The organism is Tardiphaga sp. OK245, assembly GCF_900108575.1.
Taxonomy (GTDB): domain Bacteria; phylum Pseudomonadota; class Alphaproteobacteria; order Rhizobiales; family Xanthobacteraceae; genus Tardiphaga; species Tardiphaga robiniae.
In genome coordinates this window covers 791336-814742 of sequence record NZ_FNWZ01000001.1, presented here as the reverse complement: position 1 = coordinate 814742, position 23407 = coordinate 791336, and the positions used below count along the sequence as shown (strand labels likewise).

Annotated in this window: 24 protein-coding genes; 15 read left to right on the top strand and 9 right to left on the bottom strand. The window is 62.2% G+C overall.

Annotated features, from left to right (window positions below; all coding sequences use genetic code 11):
* Positions 1 to 122 precede the first annotated feature (122 nt).
* Positions 123 to 539 carry a hypothetical protein gene (locus BLW80_RS03700; RefSeq protein WP_089265465.1) on the top strand — a complete coding sequence of 139 codons (417 nt, stop codon included), beginning with the start codon at positions 123 to 125 and terminating at the stop codon, positions 537 to 539.
* Between the two features lie 11 nt (positions 540 to 550).
* Here the strand turns inward: BLW80_RS03700 and BLW80_RS03695 are convergent, their stop codons facing one another.
* Together BLW80_RS03695 and BLW80_RS03690 are read right to left on the bottom strand one after the other, a co-directional pair.
* A complete protein-coding gene (locus tag BLW80_RS03695) occupies positions 551 to 880 on the bottom strand; it encodes a YkgJ family cysteine cluster protein (RefSeq protein WP_093756852.1) in 330 nt (109 codons plus the stop codon).
* 60 nt (positions 881 to 940) lie between these two features.
* Positions 941 to 1639, bottom strand: coding sequence for a helix-turn-helix transcriptional regulator (locus BLW80_RS03690; protein ID WP_089265463.1), 699 nt, complete (start codon positions 1637 to 1639; stop codon positions 941 to 943).
* A gap of 104 nt (positions 1640 to 1743) precedes the next feature.
* Here BLW80_RS03690 and BLW80_RS03685 point away from each other — a divergent pair, with 104 nt between their 5' ends.
* Positions 1744 to 1947 carry a hypothetical protein gene (locus BLW80_RS03685; protein WP_093756851.1) on the top strand — a complete coding sequence of 68 codons (204 nt, stop codon included), beginning with the start codon at positions 1744 to 1746 and terminating at the stop codon, positions 1945 to 1947.
* A gap of 58 nt (positions 1948 to 2005) precedes the next feature.
* A complete protein-coding gene (locus tag BLW80_RS03680; protein ID WP_093756850.1) occupies positions 2006 to 2731 on the top strand; it encodes a glutathione S-transferase family protein in 726 nt (241 codons plus the stop codon).
* A gap of 13 nt (positions 2732 to 2744) precedes the next feature.
* On the opposite strand, the gene BLW80_RS03675 is transcribed toward BLW80_RS03680, so the two are convergent.
* The gene (locus tag BLW80_RS03675; RefSeq protein ID WP_093756849.1) at positions 2745 to 3371 is read right to left on the bottom strand and encodes a pyridoxamine 5'-phosphate oxidase family protein; all 627 of its coding nucleotides are present in this window, start codon (positions 3369 to 3371) and stop codon (positions 2745 to 2747) included.
* Between the two features lie 124 nt (positions 3372 to 3495).
* Between BLW80_RS03675 and BLW80_RS03670 the strand changes: the two genes are divergently transcribed.
* Positions 3496 to 4395 carry a LysR family transcriptional regulator gene (locus BLW80_RS03670; RefSeq protein WP_089265459.1) on the top strand — a complete coding sequence of 300 codons (900 nt, stop codon included), beginning with the start codon at positions 3496 to 3498 and terminating at the stop codon, positions 4393 to 4395.
* Between the two features lie 6 nt (positions 4396 to 4401).
* Here BLW80_RS03670 and BLW80_RS03665 read toward each other — a convergent pair whose 3' ends face one another.
* Both BLW80_RS03665 and pobA read right to left on the bottom strand, forming a co-directional pair.
* Positions 4402 to 4821 carry a PaaI family thioesterase gene (locus BLW80_RS03665; protein WP_093756848.1) on the bottom strand — a complete coding sequence of 140 codons (420 nt, stop codon included), beginning with the start codon at positions 4819 to 4821 and terminating at the stop codon, positions 4402 to 4404.
* 251 nt (positions 4822 to 5072) lie between these two features.
* On the bottom strand, positions 5073 to 6245 hold the full coding sequence (gene pobA, locus BLW80_RS03660; protein WP_093756847.1) for a 4-hydroxybenzoate 3-monooxygenase: 1173 nt from the start codon (positions 6243 to 6245) through the stop codon (positions 5073 to 5075).
* 206 nt (positions 6246 to 6451) lie between these two features.
* On the opposite strand from pobA, the gene BLW80_RS03655 reads away from it, so the two are divergent.
* The 10 genes from BLW80_RS03655 to BLW80_RS03610 all read left to right on the top strand — a co-directional run bounded on the left by BLW80_RS03655 (position 6452) and on the right by BLW80_RS03610 (position 17474).
* The gene (locus tag BLW80_RS03655) at positions 6452 to 7474 is read left to right on the top strand and encodes a TRAP transporter substrate-binding protein (protein ID WP_089265456.1); all 1023 of its coding nucleotides are present in this window, start codon (positions 6452 to 6454) and stop codon (positions 7472 to 7474) included.
* Positions 7475 to 7739: 265 nt separating this feature from the next.
* On the top strand, positions 7740 to 8234 hold the full coding sequence (locus BLW80_RS03650) for a TRAP transporter small permease (protein ID WP_244527997.1): 495 nt from the start codon (positions 7740 to 7742) through the stop codon (positions 8232 to 8234).
* 5 nt (positions 8235 to 8239) lie between these two features.
* Positions 8240 to 9550 (top strand): TRAP transporter large permease, encoded by a 1311-nt coding sequence (locus BLW80_RS03645; RefSeq protein ID WP_089265454.1) that lies wholly within the window; start codon positions 8240 to 8242, stop codon positions 9548 to 9550.
* 4 nt (positions 9551 to 9554) lie between these two features.
* Positions 9555 to 10019 (top strand): DUF3237 domain-containing protein, encoded by a 465-nt coding sequence (locus tag BLW80_RS03640; protein WP_093756845.1) that lies wholly within the window; start codon positions 9555 to 9557, stop codon positions 10017 to 10019.
* 180 nt (positions 10020 to 10199) lie between these two features.
* Entirely contained in the window at positions 10200 to 11132 is a 933-nt protein-coding gene (locus BLW80_RS03635; RefSeq protein ID WP_093756844.1) for a cyclase family protein, read from the top strand.
* Between the two features lie 173 nt (positions 11133 to 11305).
* The gene (locus BLW80_RS03630; protein WP_093756843.1) at positions 11306 to 12097 is read left to right on the top strand and encodes a crotonase/enoyl-CoA hydratase family protein; all 792 of its coding nucleotides are present in this window, start codon (positions 11306 to 11308) and stop codon (positions 12095 to 12097) included.
* A 65-nt stretch (positions 12098 to 12162) separates the two neighbouring features.
* Positions 12163 to 14046: a feruloyl-CoA synthase gene (locus BLW80_RS03625; protein ID WP_093756842.1), complete on the top strand. Its 1884-nt coding sequence runs from the start codon at positions 12163 to 12165 to the stop codon at positions 14044 to 14046.
* Positions 14047 to 14094: 48 nt separating this feature from the next.
* The gene (locus BLW80_RS03620) at positions 14095 to 14856 is read left to right on the top strand and encodes an SDR family NAD(P)-dependent oxidoreductase (protein WP_093756841.1); all 762 of its coding nucleotides are present in this window, start codon (positions 14095 to 14097) and stop codon (positions 14854 to 14856) included.
* Positions 14857 to 14984: 128 nt separating this feature from the next.
* Entirely contained in the window at positions 14985 to 16133 is a 1149-nt protein-coding gene (locus tag BLW80_RS03615; protein WP_093756840.1) for an ABC transporter substrate-binding protein, read from the top strand.
* Between the two features lie 192 nt (positions 16134 to 16325).
* Entirely contained in the window at positions 16326 to 17474 is a 1149-nt protein-coding gene (locus BLW80_RS03610) for an ABC transporter substrate-binding protein (protein WP_093756839.1), read from the top strand.
* A gap of 65 nt (positions 17475 to 17539) precedes the next feature.
* On the opposite strand, the gene BLW80_RS03605 is transcribed toward BLW80_RS03610, so the two are convergent.
* The 3 genes from BLW80_RS03605 to BLW80_RS03595 are packed head-to-tail and all read right to left on the bottom strand — an operon-like array spanning position 17540 to position 21089.
* Positions 17540 to 18271, bottom strand: a complete 732-nt coding sequence (locus BLW80_RS03605) for an ABC transporter ATP-binding protein (protein ID WP_093756838.1) — start codon at positions 18269 to 18271, stop codon at positions 17540 to 17542.
* The gene (locus BLW80_RS03600; protein ID WP_093756837.1) at positions 18268 to 20043 is read right to left on the bottom strand and encodes a branched-chain amino acid ABC transporter ATP-binding protein/permease; all 1776 of its coding nucleotides are present in this window, start codon (positions 20041 to 20043) and stop codon (positions 18268 to 18270) included. Before BLW80_RS03600 ends, BLW80_RS03605 begins: the two co-directional genes overlap by 4 nt.
* Before the next feature lie 5 nt (positions 20044 to 20048).
* The gene (locus BLW80_RS03595; protein ID WP_170849565.1) at positions 20049 to 21089 is read right to left on the bottom strand and encodes a branched-chain amino acid ABC transporter permease; all 1041 of its coding nucleotides are present in this window, start codon (positions 21087 to 21089) and stop codon (positions 20049 to 20051) included.
* A 185-nt stretch (positions 21090 to 21274) separates the two neighbouring features.
* On the opposite strand from BLW80_RS03595, the gene BLW80_RS03590 reads away from it, so the two are divergent.
* Positions 21275 to 21781, top strand: a complete 507-nt coding sequence (locus BLW80_RS03590; protein WP_081421958.1) for a MarR family winged helix-turn-helix transcriptional regulator — start codon at positions 21275 to 21277, stop codon at positions 21779 to 21781.
* 163 nt (positions 21782 to 21944) lie between these two features.
* Here the strand turns inward: BLW80_RS03590 and BLW80_RS03585 are convergent, their stop codons facing one another.
* Positions 21945 to 23225 carry a glycerate kinase type-2 family protein gene (locus BLW80_RS03585; protein ID WP_093756836.1) on the bottom strand — a complete coding sequence of 427 codons (1281 nt, stop codon included), beginning with the start codon at positions 23223 to 23225 and terminating at the stop codon, positions 21945 to 21947.
* Positions 23226 to 23407: the final 182 nt, after the last annotated feature.

The window sequence follows — 23407 nt, the reverse complement described above, 5'->3', positions numbered from 1 at the left end:
GTAGCAGGGCACGGCTGCCACATTTCAAACTGTTACTCAAGAGTCGCACGCGGCCATTAAGGCTGTTGGTTAACCCTGCGTTAGGAAATTCAACCGCATCCTCATTAACGAGGAGAAACCCCATGCGGTCCAGCCGTCAAGCTTTTGAGAACGATTTTTGCCCCGTCGAGGAAGATCTGCTCGGTGCAATGTATCGTGCAAATGAAAATGGCCTGCCCCATCTCGTGGCCAGCGTTTCATCCGATGTCCGCGCGATGCTGGCTCTGTTCTGCTATCGCCGCAGTCATCTTCACGCTTTGGCAATTTCGATCGCATCGAGCTGCAGCGAGCGTGAGCTGATCGAATTCGGTGGCCGCGTTGGTTCCACGCTCTACGCGCTGTCACACGACACGGCCGTGGCGCGTCCTTCGGTGTCGGCCTATCACAACCGCAAGGCCATCACGCTGTCGACCAAGCCGCTCTCGACGCTGGCGCCGATGGATGATGATCTCGACGACGAGCTGGATGACAAGGAGCTCGCTTACACCGTCACGGCGTGAGCTAACATCAACTACTCTGCGGCTGCCAAAATTGGCAGCCCGTGCCGGCGTCGCGCCATGGCGCATTCGGGATCGCCAGGCATGCAGGTCCGGCACACGTCCGGTCTGACAGCGTAAATCCCACAGGCTGTGGCCTCTCCAACCTTACCGTTCAACGCGCTGCAGCGGTCTCCGTCGCAGCGCATTCCCGATTCACGGTCGTTGACATATTTGGCCGGGATCAGATCGAGATCGGCATCGTCCTCGATGGTGAAGCGCGGCCAGTTGCTGGAATACGAACAGCACGCACCACAGGCCTGGCATGGGCTGGCGTCGCTGATCGTGGTGGCATTGCTTGTCATGCCGCGGTTTATCGCGATCGGGCGGGTTTCACCAGCCGTGCAGATGCAGGCTTGGCTGTTTCAGGTATCCTGTGGCCGCTCCCAGCTCAGCGTCTTGCGCCATTTGCTGCGCAGCGTCTCGCGCCGTTCCGGATACTTCTCATCGAGGAAATGTGCCTCGATCGCTCGGTCGGTTCGAAAACTGCGGAAATCCTTGCGAAGCTCGCACCAGGCCGCCAGCAGCCGCACGGCTTCCAGGTAGCCCACCGCGATCGGCCAGACGATGCGCTCGCTGTCGCGACCGGCTTCGTCCCGGTAAAGCAGCCGGACCTTCTTGCCCGCATGAATATGCGCGCGCATCTGCACCATATCCATGCTGTCGGCGGTGCCGCGGAAATGCGGTCGCGCGCGGCTCGCGGGTTCCAGCACGAAGGGGCGCAAGCGCTCGGGCACGGTGTCCGCGATCTTCGCAATGAGATCCTGTGCGGCCTTGGCCAATGCCGGATCGGCGTGCCCCATCACCCATTGCGCGCCGAGCACAGCGGCTTCGATCTCGTCGGGTGTCAGCATTAGCGGCGGCATGTCGAAGCCGCGTTCGAGGATATAGCCCATGCCGGCTTCGCCGCGGATCGGGACGCGTTGCGCCATCAGTGTCGCGATGTCGCGATAGATCGTGCGCTTGGACGTTTCCAGTTCGGCGGCAATGGCATCCGCCGTCAGCGGCTTCCGCGTGCGCCGGAGTACCTGAATGATCTGAAACAGGCGGTCTGCGCGTCTCATCGTCGTCTCTCTGTCCGTGTTGGTCTGCTGTCGATGCTGACAGCATGTTGGCAGCAGGGGGCAGTCATACAGGGTCCAGGTTCAAACGAACGAAGGATTCTGCAATGACCGCTTTCGATAGCCTCGCCGTCTTTTCGCATGATGACCGGCTCTGGCGCATCCGGGCATGGCTGCTGGAACGCGCCATTCTCGCCCTGTCGGGAGACCTCCGCTGGGCCCTGATCGGGCTCGGCTGGCGCATGGTCTCCACCGCGGCGGTCCAGGCGCGCGCTTGGGTCGCCGGCGTCATCCGGCGTGACGGCTGCTGACACCACGGTGGCAGCAGCGACTGCCTAGTCTCTTGTCCTTATCACTTGGAGAAACCACATGATTGTCCTTCACGGCGCAGGTGCAGGCTTTGGCCTGCCGGAAATCAGCCCTTTCGTTACCAAGACGGAAGTCCAGCTCAAGATGGCCGGCTTGCCCTATGAGAAGCAACCGGCACGGCCGCAGGATTCGCCGAAAGGGCAGATGCCCTATATCGATGACGGCGCTGAGTGCATTGCCGACTCCACCTTTATCCGCGCCTATATCGAACGCAAATATGACGTCGATTTCGATAGGGGTCTCGATCTCGCCCAGCGCGCTCAGGCCTGGGCGATCGAGCGGATGATCGAGCATCACCTCTATTGGTCGCTGGTCGGCGTGCGCTGGGTCGATGCCGATAATTTCGCCAAGGGACCGTCGCATTTCTTCGACGGCATTCCCGAAGCGCAGCGCGACGAGATCCGTGCATCCGCGCGCAAATCCGTCATTCAGAACCATCTGGCGAATGGCCTCGGCCGGCATCCTGCCGATGAGGCGCTGCAACTCGCGGATCGTTCGCTGATGGCGCTGTCGGTGCTGCTGGCCGGGAAGTCTCACCTGATGAGCAACCGCCCGGCGGGTGTCGATGCGACCGCATTCGGCGTTCTGGCCGGGATCATGTCGCCGTTGTTTCCGTCACCCCTGCAGCGTCAGTTGCACCGCTACGGCAACCTCGTCACCTACGTGGATCGGATGATGGCAGAGTATTATCCCGAACACGTCTGGCAGTGCAGCGTCGCGGCGTGACGCTCTACTGCCCTCAATGCGGCGACGCTGAGTCCTTCAGCGTCGCTAGCTCGGCTTCCAGCTCCGCAATCCGCGCATCGCGCGCTGCCAGTACTGCTGCAACATCGGCGGCATCGAACTTCTGCGGGATATGCTGCGGGCAATTGGTGTCCCAGGCGGCGATTGTGAACAGGATCACCTGTTCCGGCTTGGCACGATAACCTTGCGGCATTAGCGACGCCAGCAGCGCCGGATCGTCCTCGACCACCCGCGCGGTGCCCCAGAGCTTGACGCGTCGGCGATGTGCATAATCCATGATGAAGATGTTGGCCTTGGGATTCTCGGCGAGATTGCCCTGGGTGATGTATTGCCGATTGCCGCTATAGTCCGCAAAGGCCAGCGTCTGCTTGTCGAGGATCTTCACGAAGCCCTTCGGCCCGCCGCGATGTTGCATGTAAGGCTGGCCGTCAGCGCTTGCGGTAGCCAGAAAGAAGCTGTTCGCCTCGGCGAGAAACGCTGCGAGATTGTCGTCGATCTCGGTGCGCCAGCCGCCGTTTTCCTCGACATGCGCGTAGCCGGAACGCGACCCCTTGCGCGTCTGGATCGCCTTGACGGTCGGCGTGAAGGCAATGTCGCTGGAATAGGTGTGGATGTCTGACATGGCTTACTCCCTGATTGGAGTTCTGAACGGGATACGTTCGCGATCGCCTCAACGTGGCTCTTTCCCCGCATAAGAACAATTATCTGAATTGACACTTCATTATTGCGGGATATGAAATGGTGCGATGGATCGCATCGAAGCCATGACCGTCTTCGTCGCCGTGGCGGACCTGCAGGGGTTCGCGCCCGCGGCCCGCAAGCTCGGACTCTCCGCCTCGGCGGTCACCCGCATGGTGGCGGCGCTGGAGGAGCGCCTTGGCGCCCGCCTGCTGCAGCGGACCACGCGCTCGGTGATGCTGACCGATGTCGGCGCGCGCTATCTGCAACGAGCGCGCCAGATTCTCGCGGATATCGAGGAGGCCGAAGGCTCCGCGCAGGCCGAACGCGCCAGGCCGACCGGGCGTCTGGTCGTCTCGGCGCCAGTCGGCTTCGGACGGCTGCATGTGACGCCGCTGATCTCGGCCTATCTGCAGCGCTATCCCGATGTCTCGGGTGAATTGCGGCTGACCGATCGCATGGTCGGTCTGGTCGAGGACGGCATCGATGTCGCGGTGCGGATCGGCGATCTCGCCGATTCCAGCCTCGTGGCGCGCAACCTCGGCACCATGTCGCGCATCGTGGTGGCGTCGCCGGATTATCTGGCGCAGCGCGGCCAGCCGACGGCACCGGAGGATATCGCAAAGCACGACACGATCCAGTTCGGTTCGATCGCGTCAGCGCCGGAATGGCGCTTCGTGCGTGATGGCCGGGATGTTCGCATCACGCATACGCCGCGCTTCACCACCGATGTCGCCGATGCCGCCATCTGGCACGCCGAGCACGGTGGCGGCCTGACTCGCGTGCTGGCCTATCAGGCTGCGGAGGGGCTGGCGGCGGGACGGCTGAAGCGCGTGCTGACGAAGTTCGAGCCGCCGGTGGTGCCGATCCACATCGTCTATCCGACGTCGCGGTTGCTATCGGCTAAAGTGCGCGTCTTCATCGACCTCGCCGCCGAAACCTGCCAGTGGGATTTCAGCAAGCGATAGCCATCGCTACGTTTTTGGTGGCGCGACGCTGAACGTGCCGTTGGCCCGGGCGCACGGCTCGCCGTCTGCCGTGATTAGTGCCTGCGCAAAGCAGAGACGCTTGCCGGTCTTGATGACCTCGGTGTCGATCTGCAGCCATTGCCCGACCTGTGCCGAGCCGAGAAAATCGGCGGAGAGATTGACGGTGAGCAGCCGTGTGCCGCCGCCGAGCACATGGCCGCAACTCAGGCCCATAGCATTGTCGGCCAGCGCCGTGATCAGCCCGCCATGCGCCATGCCGCGCGAATTGGTATGCGCTTCGGCGATGCGGAGACCGAGGATGACATTGGTCTCTGTCACCTTTGAATAGATCGGTTCCCACGGTGCGGTGAGGGGGCTCTTGCGATAGTGTGGCGCGAAGCCGTGGGGGATAGCGGTGTCGGTCATGGCGCATCCATCTGGATTGTGTGTGCCATAGAAGCGAAAGCACAAGCAAAGGACAGACCAACAAAGTTTGAAACGGGTCTGACGGGATGTTTAAAACAGGTGTGACAGCGATAACGCCAAACTCAGTCTGTCGTCACCCGCGAAAGCGGTGATCCAGTAAACGCATGCGGTTCGGGTCATCACACTTGCCGGTCTTTACTGGGGCACCCGGTCAAGCCGGGTGACGACATGCAGAGTGTGAGTGGAAAGGCCTAATACGGCAGTCCCACATAATTTTCCGCCAGCGACGCTGTCGCGACATCCGAATGTACGACATAATCCAGCTCGGCCTGCTGCAGCTTGGTGCCGAAACCGTCATTGTCGGGAAAGCGATGCATCATCGATGTCATCCACCACGAAAAGCGCACGGCTTTCCACACGCGCTTCAGCGCGATGGCCGAATAGAAGTCGAGACCGCTCGAGGATTTCTCGTCATAGAATTCGCGCAGCGCCATCGACAGGTAATGGACGTCGGAGGCCGCGAGGTTGAGCCCCTTGGCGCCGGTCGGCGGCACGATGTGGGCGGCGTCGCCGGCGAGGAACAGTCTGCCGAAGCGCATCGGCTCCGCGACAAAACTACGCAGCGGCGCGATACTCTTCTCCAGCGATGGGCCGGTGATGAGGCTTTCGGCGGCCTCCGTGTCGAGGCGACGGCGCAACTCGTCCCAGAACATGTCGTCGGTCCAGTTCTCGACTTTTTCGTCGAGGGAGCACTGGACGTAATATCGGCTGCGCGTCATCGAGCGCATCGAGCACAGCGCGAAGCCGCGTTGGTGATTGGTGTAGATCAGCTCATGCGACACTGGCGGCGTATCCGAGAGCAGGCCGAGCCAGCCGAACGGATAGACGCGCTCGAAGGTCTGTACGGCGGAGGCCGGAACGCTCTGGCGCGAGACGCCGTGGAACCCATCACAGCCGGCAATGAAATCGCAGGCGATCTCGTGGCTTACGCCGTCCTTGACGTAGCGGACGCGGGGGCTTGTGCCGTCGAAATCATGCAGCGAGACATTGTCGGCATCATAGACCGTGGTCAGCCCGGCCTTGTCGCGGGCGTCCATCAGGTCGCGGGTGACTTCGGTCTGGCCGTAGACGGTAACGACCTTACCGCCGGATGCCTTCTTCAGGTCGAGGCGGTGGCGAATTCCGCCGAATAGAAGTTCGATCCCGTCATGGATCAGGCCTTCGTGATGCAGGCGCTCGGTAATCCCCAGCTTTTCCAGCAGGCCAACGGTGCCCTGTTCGAGCACGCCGGCGCGGATGCGGGCGAGGACATAGTCGCGATCCTTGCGCTCCAGAATGACGTTATCGATCCCATAGGCATGCAATAGTTGCCCTAGCAACATTCCAGCCGGACCAGCTCCAATGATGGCAACTTTTGTTCGCAACGCTTGCTCCCGCGGTTGATATAGGCTCTGTCGTCCGACTGAGTTGACAAGTCAAGCGGGGTCGCGACACTGGCTCCGCAACGCGTGCTATCGCACCGCTTGCAAGGATGATTATAACATATAACAATATTCGCAAAGGGCCATTCAAGGTCCGGTGAACAGGTTCGAGAGAACACGTCCAAACGGGCGTAGAGGGAGAGACGTCGATGAAAAGGGCAATCTTTGCATTGCTGGCGGCTGGCTGTCTGACGACTGCAATGAGCCCGGCGCAGGCGCAAGACAAAACCGTCAATATGAAAGTATCGCTGTGGGTGCCGCCGGCGCATCCGCTGGTGCCGGCCACGCAGGCCTGGGCGGCCGATATCGAGAAAGCCTCGGGCGGCAGCATCAAGATGTCGGTATTCCCTTCGGAACAGCTCGGCAAGGCGTTCGACCATTACGACATGGCGCGCGATGGTATCGCCGATATTACCTATGTGAATCCCGGCTATCAGCCCGGCCGTTTCCCCATCGTGGCCGCGGGCCAGCTGCCCTTCGTGTTCTCGGACGGCAAGAAGGGCACCCTCGCGCTCAACGAGTGGTATCAGAAATACGCCAAGACCGAGATGAAGGATACCAAGCTGTGCTTCGCTTTCATCCACGATCCCGGATCAATCCACGGCAAGAAGAAGATCGTCGTGCCGTCAGACCTCAACGGCGTGAAGGTCCGCCCGGCGCAGAGCACCATCGGCGAAATGGTCAAGCTGTTCGGCGGAACCAATGTGCAGGCCTCGGCGCCGGAATCGCGCGATGCGATCGAGCGCGGCGTTGCCGACGAGATCGCGTTCCCGTGGGGCTCGATCTTCCTGTTCGGCATCGACAAGGTGGTGAAGTATCACATCGACGTGCCGCTCTATTCGACGGTGTTCACCTACAACATCAACCTCGCCAAGTATAATTCCATGTCCGCGGCGCAGAAGAAGATCATCGACGATCACTGCACACCGGAATGGGCCTCCAAGGTCACCGATCCCTGGGTCGACTTCGAAGCCAATGGCCGCACCAAGATGAAGGCGCTTCCGGATCACGAGGTCTACAAGCTGACGCCCGAGCAGCTCGCCGAGTGGAAGAAGGGCGTTCAACCGCTCAACGCCGCCTGGGCTGCGGCCGTGAAGAAGGCCGGCGGCGATGCCGATGCCATCGACGCCGACCTCAAGGCGATGCTGAAGAAGCACGACGCGGGGCTGTAGCTTTCCGCCGAGTCCGTTGATCGCACGGACCTCTCACCACGTCATGGCCGGGCTTGACCCGGCCATCCACTTTCCTTCGCCACCCAGAAGATGAATGCCCGGGTCATCTAGTGAAGTTCGCTTCGCGCTGCCCGAGCATGACGATCGAGAGGGCGGAGGCTGGCTTCTCCTCTTGAGCATTGTGACATCGACGATGACCGCCACGTCCGAAATCTCCCAATCCAGCGCCCTCGGCATTCCGCCGGATCCGCCCCGCAAGAATGTGATGGATCGCTTCATCGATTCCATCGAGTGGATCGCCGCGTTCTTCGTCGGCATCGTCGCGCTGAATACCTTCGTCGCGGTGTTCATGCGCAAATTCTTCGCAGTCACGATCCCCGATTACTACAATATCGGCCAGTTCATGCTTGGCGTGCTGATCTTCTGGGGCATCGCCGCGACGTCCTATCGTGGCTCGCACATCACGGTCGATCTGGTCTGGGCCAATGCCACGCCAAAGTATCAGCGCTGGATCGACGTGTTCGCAACCTTGGTGCTGCTGTTCGTTGTCACGGTGCAGACCTACACGCTGTTTGACAAGGTGGTGGACACTTATTCGAGCCACATCGTCACCATGGATCTGCAACTGCCGGTCTGGCCGTTCTTCCTGCTGTCATGGATCGGCGACGTTTCGGCGGTGCTGTTGATCGCGATCCGCACTTACAGGCTGATCTTCCATCCGGAAGAGATGCATGAACCCGAAATCAAGACGGCAGAGTAAATCGCATGGATCTCAGTAACGAAGCGGTTGCCGTCATCGGCTTTGTCAGCCTGTTCGTGTTGATGCTGTTACGCGTGCCGGTGGGTATGGCAATGGGGCTCGTGGGCATCACGGGCTTCGGCTATCTCACTGGTTTTGCGCCAGCGCTGAAACTGGTCGGCCAGACTACCATGCGGACGGTGACGGACTATTCCTTTGGCGTGATCCCGATGTTCCTCCTGATGGGCGCCTTCGTTTCGGTGTCGGGTATCAGCCGTGAACTATTTCGCGCGGCCAACACCTTTGTCGGCCACTGGAAGGGCGGATTGGGCATCGCGACCATCGCCGCCTGCGGCGGCTTTGCCGCGATCTCCGGTTCGTCGGTGGCGACGGCCGCGACATTCTCCGCCGTTGCCTATCCGGAAATGCGCCGTTTCAATTATCCGCAGAGCTTCGCCACCGGCGTCATCGCCGTGGGCGGCACGCTCGGCGCAATGCTGCCGCCGTCCACGGTATTGGCGGTTTACGGCATTATTACCCAGCAAGACATCGGCAAGCTGTTCATCGCCGGCATCGTGCCGGGCCTGCTCGCTATCGTCATGCACATGATAACCATTGCGATCATCGGCGTGGTCAAGCCGGGCTTCTTGCCGGCTGGCCCGAAAGCCTCGTGGCGCGAGCGCGCCGCGGCGATCCGCGATGTCTGGTCGCCATTGTTGCTGTTCGTCTTCGTGATTGGCGGCCTTTATGGCGGCTTCTTCATCCCGACCGAAGCCGGTGCGGTCGGCGCGGTCGGCGCCTTCATCATCGGCGTGCTGCGCGGCAAACTGAACAAGGACGGCATCCTGCAGTCACTACTGCAGGCGACGCGGACCGCTGCCGCCGTGTTCACCGTGCTCATCGGTGCGCTGTGCTTTGGCTATTTTCTCACGATTACCCAGACCCCGCAGCACGTCACCGAGTTCCTCACCGGCCTCGGCATCGGCCCCTACGGCGTGCTGGCGCTGATCCTCCTGATGTATCTGGTGCTGGGCTGCCTGATGGATGCCATGGCCATGGTGATCCTCACCGTGCCGATCGTGTTTCCGGTGATCATGGCGCTTGGTTTCGATCCGATCTGGTTCGGCATCGTCATCGTCATGACCGTTGAGCTCGGCCTGATTCATCCGCCGGTCGGCATGAACGTGTTTGTCATCAAGAGTGTGATCAAGGACGTCAGCATGTCGACGATATTCAAAGGCGTGCTGCCATTCGTGGTTACCGACCTGATCCGTCTCGTGCTGCTGATCCTGTTCCCGCTGATTGCCACCTGGCTGCCGATGCGGATGATTGGATGACATCATGACGACACCGCAGCTTGCGACGAAGTATGTCTTCAGCCTGTCGATCAAGGTCGGCACGCCGATCGTGGCCGGCGATCTCGGATATGGCATCCGCCGGGTCATCCCGGTCCTTGGCGGCACTGTGCAGGGCGAGGGCACCAAGGGTACGATCCATTCGGGCGGCGCCGATTTTCAGATTATCCGTCCGGATGGCTTCACCGAGCTGGAAGCGAAATATACGTTCGAGCTCGACGACGGGGCCGTGATCTATATCGAGAATATAGGCGTCCGCTTTGGCCCGAAGGAGGCGCTTGATCGCATCGCTCGGGGCGAGGCGGTCGATCCCGCGCTGATCTATTTCCGCTCGGTGCCGAAATTCGAGACAGGGCATCCCAGCTATCGGTGGCTGATGCAGAACCTGTTCATCGGCGTCGGAGCACGGCATCCCGATCGGGTGGAGCTTGCGGTGCATCAGGTGCTGTAGGGCTTCATCCTCTCCGCTGTCATTGCGAGGAGCGAAGCGACGAGGCAATCCAGTTCTTGGCTTTCTGGATTTGCTTCGCTTCGCTCGCAATGGCGGAGGTGTCAGCTTACTTTCTCCGCAATTTCTGGTGTTAAATCTCCATCGACCGGCAAAAAGCCGGCGTTACACAGGGAGGCGACGATGCTGAAAGCTTGGGTGCTTGGATCTGCGATTTCGCTACTGATGGCTGTGCCTGCGCTGGCCCAGGACTGGACCAAATCGAAATGGGGGCCGAACGACGAGATCGGCGCCGCGAACTACATGAAGCCCGACCTCGTGAAGTCTGCCGCGCAACTGGTGAAGACCGGCAAGACCTATGCACTCGGCATTCCGGTGGGCGCGGACACGCCGGCCTACCCGCCCCGCGGTTTCAAGATCACCGTGGTACAGCCCGGTCAGGCCGGCAACCCCGGGCTCGGTCCCAATCACGCGACCTACAACGACGACATGCTCAACGGCTGGGTCGGCGTCGGCAGCCAGATGGATGGGCTCGGCCATCTCGGCGTCAACCACGTCTATTACAATGGCAACAAAGTCGCCGATTTCGGCGATGCCAACGGCCTGAAGAAACTCGGCATCGACAAGGTGCCGCCGCTGGTCACCCGTGGCGTGCTGCTGGACATGGCGGCTTACTACAAGACCGACATTGTCAAGGAAGGCACGGCTTTCAACGTCAAGGAAATCGAGGAGGTCGCCAAGGCGCAGGGCGTTGAGATCAGGCAAGGCGACGTCGTGCTGTTCCACACCGGATGGCTCAGCCTGCTCGGCAAGGACGATAAACGCTACAATGCCGGCGAGCCCGGCCTTGGCGCCGAGGGCGCTAAGTATCTAACCAGCAAGGGTGTCGTCGCGGTCGGCGCCGATACCTGGGGCGTCGAGGTGCTGCCGTTCGAAACCGGCAATGTATTTGAAATCCACCAGATACTTCTGGCGATGAACGGGACCTACATCCTCGAAAACATGGACACGTCCGAACTCGCCAAGGACAAAGGCTACGAGTTCCTGTTCGTGCTCGGTCAGCCCCGCTTCAAGGGTGGTGTACAGAGCATGATCAACCCGGTGGCGATCCGCTAACCATCGTAGGAGACGCGATCCGGTCTGTTCTGCGGGGCAGGCGAGACCGGATCGCTGTCGCACCGGAATACCTGACTTTATGCGGGACGAGATCAGCCTATTGCACCGCAAGATTGACTCATGCGCTATTCGTTATAGGATATAATTATTCTAGCCAGGACCTAATCGCGCTCATGAACCAAGCCGTCGCCGCTACCGCTGCCATGCTCCAGATCGAAACCCAAGGCCGCGTGCTGATCGTGGGCCTGAACCGTCCTGCCAAGCGCAACGCGCTGAACGATGGACTGATCCTGGACATCGAGCGTTGCTTCGCGTCGCTGCCCGAGGAAATCGGTGCCGTCGTCGTCCACGGCATCGGCGGGCATTTTTCCGCGGGTCTCGATCTGTCCGAACTCACCGAGCGCGATGCGACAGCCGGCTTGATGCATTCGCGGATGTGGCACCGGGTGTTCGATATCATCCAGCATTGCCGCGTCCCAGTGATCGCCGCACTACAGGGCGCAGTGATCGGCGGCGGGCTTGAACTGGCTTGCTCCGCGCATATTCGCGTTGCCGATCCCTCGGCCTATTACGCGCTGCCGGAAGGCAGCCGCGGCATCTTCGTCGGTGGCGGCGGCTCGATGCGGCTGCCGCGCCTGATCGGTGTGCACCGGATGGCCGATATGATGCTCACCGGCCGCGTCTACAAGGCGGAGGAGGGCATGTCGCTCGGCTTCGCGCAGTATCTGACGGAAGTCGGCGGCGCCTTGCCCAAGGCCATAGAGCTTGCCGAGCGTGTCGCGCAGAACGCGCCGTTGACAAATTTTGCCGTGCTGCAGGCCTTGCCGCTGATCGCCGAAGCCAGTCCGCAAACAGGCCTGATGCTCGAAGCGCTGATGGCCTCGGTGGCGCAGAGCGATCAGGAGGCGAAAAATCGCATCAGGGATTTTCTGGAGCGCAAGGCCGGCAAGGTGAAGCCCGGCTAATCCTGCAAGACGACAACGAACAAAAATAAAAGCAACAATCGGGACGAATACACAGGGCGGAAACAATGTCTGCAAGTGCCGACAAAATCGATCAGACAAGGCGGGCGATAACCGCGCATCCGCTGCGGCCGATTTCCTATGGCGATCCCGCGGTCACCATCGAGCGCCACGACGACGGCACCATCTATCTGCGTCCGACCAATGCCATCGGCGACTATCCGGACCGTGTCACCGACTATCTGCATCACTGGGCCAGGGAAGCGCCGGATCGCGTCTTCATGGCCGAGCGCGCGGAAGGTGGCGGCTGGCGCGAAGTCACTTATGCGCAGATGCTGGATGCAGCGCGCCATATCGCCTCGGCGCTGTTGTCGCGCGGGCTATCCGCTGACAAGCCCATCGTCATTCTCTCCGGCAATTCCGTCGATCACGCACTGATCGCCTTCGGCGCGCTCTATGCCGGTATCCCCTATGCGCCGGTGTCGCCGGCCTATTCGCTGGTATCGAAGGACTACGGCAAGCTCGGCTATCTCATGAAGCTGCTGACGCCGGGGCTGGTCTTCGTCGATGACGCCAATGCGTTCACGAACGCCATTCACTTCAATGTACCGGCCAACACCGAAGTTGTCGTTTCCACCGGCGCTCTGCCGGATCGGCCCGTGACCAAGCTCTCCGATCTGCTTGTGACGCCGGAGGCAGCCAATCTCGACGCTGCGAACGCTGCCATCGGTCCTGACACAATCGCCAAATTTTTGCTGACTTCGGGCTCGACGGGCAATCCGAAGGCCGTGATCAACACCCAGCGCATGATGTGCGCTAACCAGATCATGCTGCGCGACACGCTGGCCTTCCTGAAGGACGAGCCGCCGGTGATCATCGACTGGCTGCCGTGGAATCACACCTTTGGCGGTAATCACAATATCGGGCTGACGCTGTTCAATGGCGGTTCGATGTATCTCGACGAGGGTAAGCCGACGCCGGCGGGCATCGAGCAAACCATCCGCAATCTTCGCGAGATCTCGCCGACAGTCTATTTCAACGTCCCCAAGGGCTATGAATCGCTGCTGCCCTATCTGCGCGAGGATGCGGCGTTGCGCGAAAAATTCTTCGTGCGGTTGCACGCAATGTTCTTTTCAGGGGCAGCGCTGTCCGCCTATGTCTGGGACAGTCTTGACGAACTGTCGGTGCAAACCACGGGCGTGCGCGTGCCGATGCTGACGGGTCTCGGTGCAACCGAGACCTCGCCCTTCTTCATGTGCGTCAATCCCGTGACCAGCCGTTCCGGCCATGTCGGTCTTCCGGTGCCGGGCAACGATGCCAAGCTGGTGCCGAACAATGGCAAGATGGAAGTGCGCGCCAAGGGGCCGAACATCACGCCGGGTTACTGGCGCGAGCCGGAACTGACCGCGAAAGCGTTCGACGAGGAAGGCTATTACATCTTCGGCGATGCGCTGAAGGCCGTCGATCCCGATGATCTCTCCGCCGGTTTTGATTTCGACGGCCGCATCTCCGAGGACTTCAAACTCGGCAGCGGCACCTGGGTCAGTGTTGGCCCGCTGCGCGCGCGCTTCGTCGGCACCTGCGCGCCACTGGTGCGCGATGTCGTCATCGCCGGCATCAACCGCGACGAACTCGCAGCTCTCGTTATTCTCGATCTCGATGGCTGCCGTGTGATCAATCCCGATCTTCCTGTGGGCGACCTCGCTGCGGCAGCCAATGATCCGATCGTCCGCGACGCGTTCCGTGAGCGCCTCGCACGTTTCATAGCCGGTGCTACCGGTTCGTCCACGCGGATTACCAAGGCGGTGCTGCTCGACACCCCGCTGTCCATCGATCGTGGTGAGGTCACGGACAAGGGCTCGGTCAATCAGCGCGCCGTGCTGGAGCATCGCGCCAGGTTGATCGACGATATCTATGGGAATCCGGAAGTCGCGAAAGTGATCGCGATCTAGTTGAAAGCCGCCAATGAACGGCAGAGAAATCGAACAGGGGAGGACATCATGCAATTGAAGAACCAGGCCGCTATCGTCACGGGTGGCGCTTCCGGTCTCGGCGCTGCGACCGCCCGCAGGCTCGCCGCGCAGGGCGCGAAAGTCGCGCTGCTCGATCTCAACACCGCCCTCGCCGAAACCGTTGCCAAGGAAATCGGCGGTGTTGCCATTTCCTGTGACGTGTCCGACGCGGCCTCCGCCGAAGCCGCGGTCGCCGCCGCCGCCAAGGCGCACGGTCCGGCGCGTGTGCTGGTGAACTGCGCCGGCATCGGTGTCGCCAAGCGCGTGATCGGCCGCGATGGTCCGATGGCGCTCGGCGATTTCGACAAGGTCATCCGCGTCAACCTGATTGGCTCGTTCAACATGATCCGCCTGGCAACGGACCCGATGTCCAAGCTGGAGCCGCTGGAGACCGGCGAGCGCGGCGTTGTGATCTCGACGGCCTCGGTGGCGGCCTATGACGGCCAGATCGGCCAGTCTGCCTATTCGGCCTCCAAAGGTGGCATCGTCGGCATGACACTGCCCATTGCCCGCGAAATGGCTCAGTTCGGCATCCGCGTGCTGACCATCGCGCCGGGTCTGTTCATGACGCCGCTTTTGGCCGGCCTACCGCAGGAGGCGCAGGACAGTCTCGCCGCGGCGATCCCGTTTCCGCGCCGGCTCGGCCATGCCGACGAATTCGCGTCTCTCGCACTGCACATGATCGACAACCCGTATCTGAACGGCGAGGTGGTCCGGCTCGACGCCTCGCTGCGCATGGCGCCACGTTAAGCCTGCGGCAAAGCATCAATGCGCCAGCCCTTTACCGGTACGGGCGCACTGACCTAAAGAAGGGGCTGATAAGCCAGCCGAACTTTGATTTAGCTGACGACATAAAAAATGACCTTAGGGAGAGACCCATGACCAAGCATCACTTGGCGATCGCGGCTGTTGCCGCCTCGCTGGCACTCGCCGCACCGGCTTTTGCGCAGACGTCCGACATCACCATCGGCATCACCACGTCGACCACGGGTCCCGCGGCCGCGCTGGGCATTCCCGAACGCAACGCGCTGGAATTCGTGCCGAAGGAAATCGGCGGCGTGCCGCTCAAGATCATCGTGCTCGACGATGGCGGCGATCCGACCACCGCGACCACCAATGCCCGCCGTTTCATGACCGAATCCAAGGCCGACATCATCATGGGTTCGGCGGTGACGCCAACCAGCATTGCGGTGTCCAACGTGGCCAACGAAGCTGGCATCCCGCATTTCGCCCTGTCGCCGCTGCCGATCACGCCGGAACGCGCCAAGTGGTCGGTGGCCATGCCCCAGCCCGTGCCAATCGTCGGCAAGGTGATGTACGACCACATGAAGTCCAAGGGCATCAAGACCATCGGCTATATCGGCTATTCCGATAGCTACGGCGATCTGTGGTTCAACGATCTCAAGACCCAGGCGGTGCCGATGGGCATCAACATCGCGGCGGAAGAGCGTTTTGCCCGTCCGGATACGTCGGTCACCGGTCAGGTACTGAAACTGCTTGCCGCCAATCCTGACGCGATCCTGGTCGGCGCCTCCGGCACCGCCGCCGCGCTGCCGCAGACCGAATTGCGCGACAAGGGCTACAAGGGCCTGATCTACCAGACCCACGGCGCCGCCTCGATGGACTTCATCCGTATCGCCGGCAAGGCCGCCGAAGGCGTTCTGATGGCCTCCGGCCCGGTGATGTATCCGGAAGGCCAGGCCGATACGGCGCTGACCAAGAAGCCCGGCATGACGCTCAACACCGCCTATGAGGCCAAATACGGCCCGAACAGCCGCAGCCAGTTCGCCGGCCACTCCTATGACGCCTTCGAGGTGCTGAAGCGGGTGATCCCGACGGCGCTGAAGACCGCCAAGCCGGGCACCCCCGAGTTCCGCGAGGCGATACGGCAGGCGCTGCTCACCGAGCGTGAGATTGCCGCCACCCAGGGCGTCTACAACTTCACGGAAAAGGATCGGTATGGTCTGGATGAGCGTTCGCGCATCTTGCTGACGGTGAAAGACGGCAAATACGTTCTCGCCCAGTAATGCAGATCTGACGGAGGGCAGGGGCGCGAAGCGCCTTTGCTTCGCCGGCATTTTTCGATAACAAGGCCGGCCCTCGCCAGAGGGTCGGCTTTTTGCTGTGCGCGAGCCTTCGCGCGGCCACAACCAGCGCCACGTCTGCCGGTATCGCTGCCGCTTTCGGCGCTCTCCGCTTCCACACGAGAAAGATAAGACATGTCTAAGCTTCATCTGGCGATCGCGGCTGTTGCCGTCTCGCTGGCGATTGCCACCTCCGCCGAAACCCAGACCGCAGAGATCACCGTCGGCATCAGCATCTCCACCACGGGCCCTGCGGCGGCGCTGGGCGTGCCCGAGCGCAATGCACTTGAATTCGTGCCCAAGGACATCGGCGGCGTGCCGCTGAAGCTGATTGTGCTCGATGACGGCGGCGATCCGTCCATCGCCACCACCAATGCGCGCCGTTTCGTGTCGGAATCCAAGGCCGACATCATGGTCGGCTCGTCGATCGTGCCGTCCTCGGTCGCCATCTCGGCGGTCGCTAATGAAGCCGGCATTCCGCATTTCAGCCTGTCGCCGATGCCGTTTACGCCGGCGCGTGTGAAGTGGTCGGTGGACATGCCGCAGCCAGTCGAGATCGTCGGCAGGGTCATGTACGATCACATGAAGGCCCATGGGGTGAAGACGATCGGCTATGTCGGTTACTCAGACAGCTATGGCGACCTGTGGTTCAACGACCTCAAGGCGCAGACATCAACGATGGGCATGTCCATTGTCGATGATGAGCGCTTCGCGCGTCCGGATACGTCGATAACCGGCCAGGCGCTGAAGCTGATCGCCGCCAATCCCGATGCCATCCTGATCGGTGCCGCCGGCACCGGCGCCGGCATGCCGCAGTCCGAACTGCGCGATCGCGGCTACAAGGGCCTGATCTATCAGACCCACGGCGCCGCCTCATCAGACTTCATCCGCATCGCCGGAAAATCCGCCGAAAACGTGCTGATGGCTGCGGGTCCCGTGATGTATCCGGAAGGCCAGCCGGAATCCGCGCTGACCAAGAAGCCCGGCCTCGAACTCAATGCGGCCTACGAGGCCAAATACGGCGCCCACAGCCGCAGCCAATTCGCCGGTCACGCCTATGACGTGTTCGAAGTGCTGAAGCGCGTCGTGCCCATGGCGTTGAAGACCGCCAAGCCCGGCACCCCGGAATTCCGCGAGGCCATCCGCCAGGCGCTGATGAGCGAGAAGGAAATCGCCGCGACACAGGGCGTTTACAACTACACCGAACAGGACCGCAACGGCGTCGACGACCGTTCGCGGATCCTGCTGACGGTGAAGGACGGGAAGTACGTTCCGGCGAAGTAAGCCAGCGCACCGCTCAAACGAAGGCCGGCTGTCGCGAGGCAGCCGGCTTTTTCATATGATCGAGATCAGATTGCGCTCGCGCCTTCGTGCTGAAAGCCAAGATAGCTCGCCACCACGCGCTGGTTGCTGGCGATGTCGCTGGCGGCGCCATCCAGGATGAACTCGCCGAGCTCCATCACATAAGCGCGGTCAGCGATCTTCAGTGCCGCCTGCGCATTCTGCTCGACCAGCAGCACCGAGACGCCGGCAGCCTTCAGCTCGCTGACGATGCGGAAAATGTCGGCGACGATGATCGGGGCGAGGCCGAGGCTTGGTTCGTCGAGCATCAGCAGCTTCGGCGCGCCCATCAGTGCGCGGCCCATGGCCAGCATCTGCTGTTCGCCGCCCGACAATGTGCCGGCGAGCTGCTTGCGGCGTTCCTTGAGGCGCGGGAATAGGGTGTAGACGTGCTCGAAAGATCGCGCGGCAGTCGCCTTGTCGATACGGAAGGCGCCGAGCAGCAGGTTGTCTTCCACATTCATCGTGGCGAACAATTCGCGATGCTCGGGCACGAGGCTGAGGCCGGCAGCGACGCGGTCTTCGATGTCGATCTTGGAGACGTCCTGTCCGGCGAATGTCACGCCACCCTTCAGCGGCAGGATACCCATCACCGCATTGAGCAGCGTGGTCTTGCCGGCGCCGTTGGCGCCAATGATCGTGACGATCTCGTCGGTGCGAACCTCGAGATTGACCGCACGCACGGCCTCGACCTTGCCATAGGCGACATGCGCATCAGAGACTTGTAGCAACGCGCTCATGCGACCGCTCCCAGATAGGCCTTGATGACGTCGGGATTGGTCTTGATGTCAGCCGGTGTGCCCTCGGCGATTTTGGTGCCGAAATCGAGCACCACGATGCGGTTGGCGAGATTCATGACGAAGCCCATGTCGTGTTCGACCAACAGAACCGACATGCCGCCGTCGCGGAGCTGGCGCAGCAGCGATGCCAGTTGCTGCTTCTCCATGTGGCGCAAGCCGGCCGCGGGCTCGTCGAGCAGCAGCAGCATCGGATCGACGCAGAGTGCGCGGGCGATCTCGACGATGCGCTGCTGGCCGAGCGACAAGGATCCTGCAAGCTGGTTCATCTGGTCGCCGAGACCGACACGTTCGATCTGCTTGGCAGCTTCCGCGAGCAGCTTCGCTTCGTCGGCGCGGTCGAGCCGCAGCATGCTGGCGATGGCACCCGAACGTCCGCGCAGATGCGCACCGAGGGCAACGTTTTCCAGCACGGTCATGTCGGGCACCAGCTTCACATGCTGGAAGGTACGGGCAATGCCGAGTTTGACGATCTCCTGCGGCGGCGCACCGGACACACTCTTGCCGAGTACCGTGACCTTGCCGGCGGTCGCGGCCAGTACGCCGGTGATGAGGTTGAAGGTCGTACTCTTGCCGGCGCCGTTGGGGCCGATCAAAGCGACGATCTCGCGTGCCTGCACATTGAACGATACGTCGTTGACGGCGACGACGCCGCCGAACTGCTTGCGTGCCTTGTCGACCTGCAGCAAGACGCCGGTGTCCGGACGGTGGTCGTTGCGGGCGGGCAGTGCATCGGCTGGCGTGGGGCGCTTGCGGCTGTCGCCAGCCGGGAGCCACGCGGTCAGCCACGGCCACATGCCGGTGGGTGCGAGCTGCAGCAGCGCTACGAGCAGGATGCCGAACACGATGGTTTCGAGCTGGCCACCGCCGCCGCCGAAGATCAGCGGTAGATAGCTCTGCAGGACTTCCTTGAGGATCACGACCACGGCCGCACCGAGCACACCGCCCCAGACATAGCCGGCGCCGCCGACCACCGCGATGAACAGATATTCGATACCGAGATGCGGTCCGAACGGCGTCGGATTCGCAGCGCGCTGGAAATGCGCATAGAGCCAGCCGGACAGGCCGGCGAGAACTGCTGCGTAAATGAAGACCAGGAGCTTCGCGCGCGCCGTCTGCACGCCGAAGGCTTCGGCGGCGATATGGCCACGACGCAGCGCGCGGATGGCGCGGCCGGTCCGCGAGTCCAGAAGGTTCATGGACAGCAGCGCGCAGATGATGACCGCGATCCAGATCGGGAAATAGATCGAGCCGGGATCCAGCATCTTCCACGTGCCGATCGACAGTGGCGGGATGCCCGAAATGCCGTCGTTACGGCCGAGGAATTCCAGCTTGCTGAACAGATAGAACAGGCTGATGCCCCAGGCGATGGTGCCGAGTGGCAGATAGTGGCCCGACAGACGCATGGTGATGATGCCGAGCAGTACCGCGGCGAGGCCTGAGACGATCAGCGACATCGGCAGCGTCAGCCACGGCGACATTCCATAGGCAGTGGTGAGATAGGCCGTTGTATAGGCGCCGAAACCGCAGAACGCCGCCTGGCCGAATGACGTCAGGCCGCCGACGCCGGTGAGCAGCACGAGGCCCATGGCGACGAGCGCGGCTAGGCCGATATTGTCGAGCAGCACGATCCAGAATGGCGGCACGCCCGGCACGAACGGGATCGCAGCCATCACCAGCGCGAAAACGAGAATGGGAAGGAGACGCTGTTGCATGGCGCTTAATCCTTCTCTTCTTCGACTTCAGGTGCGGCGAGCGAGCGCAGCACCAGAACCGGAAGGATCAGCGTGAAGACGATGACCTCTTTGTAGTTGCTCGCATAGAAGGACGAGAATGCCTCGACGCAGCCGACCAGGATCGCGGCGGCAGCCGTCAGCGGATAGCTGACGAGGCCGCCGATGATCGCGGCGACGAAGCCCTTCAGGCCGATGAGGAAGCCGGTGTCGTAATAGAGCGTGGTGATCGGGACGATCAGGATGCCCGAGATGGCGCCGATGACGGAGGCCAGCAGGAATGCGATCTGACCCGACAGCGAGGTGCGGATGCCGGCGAGGCGAGCACCGAGGCGGTTTACCGCCGTGGCGCGCAGCGCCTTGCCATAAAGCGTGTAGCCGAAGAACAGCCACAACCCGACGATCAGAGCGATGGTGATGCCATAGACAGCGATGCTCTGGCCGGTGAAACGCAGCGCGCCGATGGTGATGGCGTCAGACGAGATCGCAGGACCGCGCTGGCCTTCGGCGCCGAAGAAGACGAGGCCGAAGCCCTGCAGCGCCAGGTGGCAGCCCACCGACGCGATCAGTAGCACCAGAACCGATGTGTGGGCGATCGGCTGGAACGCGATGCGATAGAGATATAGGCCGATGGCGGCAACGATCAGCAGCGACAGGGCGATGTTGAGGGCGATATTCCCCGGCCGTCCACCCAGCGCCCACATCACGCCCCAGATCGCCAGCGGGAACACGATATTGACAGCAATCGAGCGCAGTACGCGCCTGGCATGGAGCGCCTTGCGGAAGGTGAAGAGATCGAAGGCAAAGGCCACGATGCCCATGGCGACGGCGAGCTTGATGGTGCCCGGCATCTGGCCGGCCGAGAGGCTGGCATAGGTCAGCGCACCAAAAGTGATGAATTCGCCCTGGGGGATCAGGATGATGCGTGTAACCGCAAAGACCAGCACCAGGGCCAGCCCGAGCAGCGCATAAATCGCGCCATTGGTGATGCCGTCCTGCAAAAGGAACAGCAAAATCGTCGTATTCAAAGCCGCGCGCTCCCCCACACTGTCTGGCGCGCCGGATACCACAGGCGCGGGACGATCAACAATGGCGGTTGAAACCCGCCGTCTATTTGATATACTTCATAACGATTATTGAACATAATCTCAAGGCCTGTCGCACGTCGACCGGGTGTTTCATTCAAGCCGCCGGGTATCGCGGAAAGCGAGCGATGACTGTTTCAAAGATGACGTCCCAGGATCAAGCCAAGCAGGTTGCGCCCGTCGGGTTCGACGAGGAGGGCGGTGCGCTGCAGCTCGGCGAACTGTCCGAACTGCTGGGCTATTCGCTGAAACGTGCGCAGTTGAAGGTGTTTGAAGACTTCCTGCGCTGCATGGCGCCGCTGCAGCTGACGCCGGCGCAGTTCTCGGTGCTGCTGCTGCTGGACAAGAACCCGGGCCGCAATCAGACCGAAATCGCCAATACGCTCGGCATTCTCCGTCCGAATTTCGTTTCGCTGCTTGACGCTCTGGAGAGTCGCGACTTGCTGACGCGGATGCGCTCGCCGAGCGATCGCCGCTCCCATGTGCTGATGCTTACCGACAAGGGGCGTGCCACGCTGGCCCGCGCCAAGAAGCTGGTGGCGACGCGGCATGAAGCGCGGCTGATCGAGGTGCTGGGGCCGGCCGAGCACAAAGCGCTGCTGGGCATGATGGCGAAGATTGCACGGGAGTTTTAGCCAAATACCCGTCATTCCGGGGCGGGACCGGCGCCGCAGGCGACGGGACCGAGCCTGGAACCTCGACATGTGACACTCATATCGGGATTCCCCGCCACTCCAAGCGGAGTGGCTGAGGTTCGCGCGAGCTGGCGCTCGCACGCCCCGGAATGACAGTGTGTGGTTAGTCCACTAAAATTACCCTGACATCATTCACGTTGGTCAGCGTCGGCCCGGTCTGCAGCAGATCGCCTGTCGCGGTGAAGAACGTCGTCGCGTCGTTATTCGCCAGCGTTGCCTTCGCATCGAGCTTCTGCGCGCGCATTGCCTCGAACGTACGTGCATCGATGACCGCGCCGGCGGGATCGCTGGCGCTGCCGGCGCCGCCATCGGCGCCGTCGGTGTCGCCGGCGAGCGCGACGATGCCGGTGGTATCCTTGAAAGCATCCGCGAGCGCCAGCGCGTATTCCTGGTTCGGGCCGCCGCGGCCGTTGCCCGTGACGGTCACAGTGAGTTCGCCGCCGGAGAGGATCGCGAGCTTCTTGCCGTCGGCCTTGGCCTTAAGCGCCAGCTTCGCATGCTCGGCGGCAACCTCGCGCGCTTCGCCTTCGAGATCGGCGCCGAGATCGACAATCTCATAGCCGGCATCTTTTGCCATCTTGATTGCGGCATCGAGTGACTCGCGCGGTCGTGCGATCAGCTCGAACCGTGCGCGCGCGAATGCCGCGTCATCCGGCTTCACGCTTTCATTGGCCTCATCGCTGAGCGCCGCCCGTACCGCGTCATCGATGGCGAGATTGAATTTCGCGATGATGGCACGGGCATCGGCCAGCGTTGTTGTATCCGGCACCGTCGGTCCCGATGCGATCACGGCGGGATCGTCATGCGGCACGTCGGAAATCGCCAGCGACACGATCTCGGCCTTCTGCCCAGCGCGGGCAAGGCGGCCGCCCTTGATGCGGGAGAGATGCTTGCGCACGGTGTTGATCTCGCCGATTACCGCACCGGAGCGAAGTAGCGCGCGGTTGAGTTGCTGTTTCTGCTGGAAGGTGATGCCCGCCACCGGCGCGGTCCAGTTGGCCGAGCCGCCGCCGGAGATCAAGACCAGCAGGAGGTCGTCCGCGGTGGCTTCCGCTGCGAGCTTGAGGCTGTCGTCGGCACCCTTGAGGCCCGCTTCATCGGGCACGGGATGGCCGGCCTCGACCACACGGATGCGCTGTGTCGGCACGCCATGGCCATGGCGCGTGGTGGCGATGCCGGTGAGGCGCGCGGGATCGAGCTTCAGCGTGTCGAGATAGTGCTTTTCCGCGGCGGCAGCCATGGCGGCGGCGCCCTTGCCGGCGGCCAGGCAGATGATGCGGCCCTTCGGCGGCGCCGGCAGGTGGGCGCTGAGGATGACATCGGGATGGGCCGCAGCAACTGCGGCATCGAAAATTGCGCGGAGCAGGGGGCGTTTGTCGGTCATGTTCGGGGTTATGCCGCTCATTCGCGGAGGCGGCAAGCGCTTCCCCTCGCCCCCGGACGCGGCGCAGCCGCGACTGGTGGGAGAGGGTGGATCGAACCGCGGAGCGGTTCGAGACGGGAGAGGGGGCTTAAGAAGCAAGGAGCCCCTCCCGCCTTCGCTTCGCTCAGGCACCCTCTCCCGCG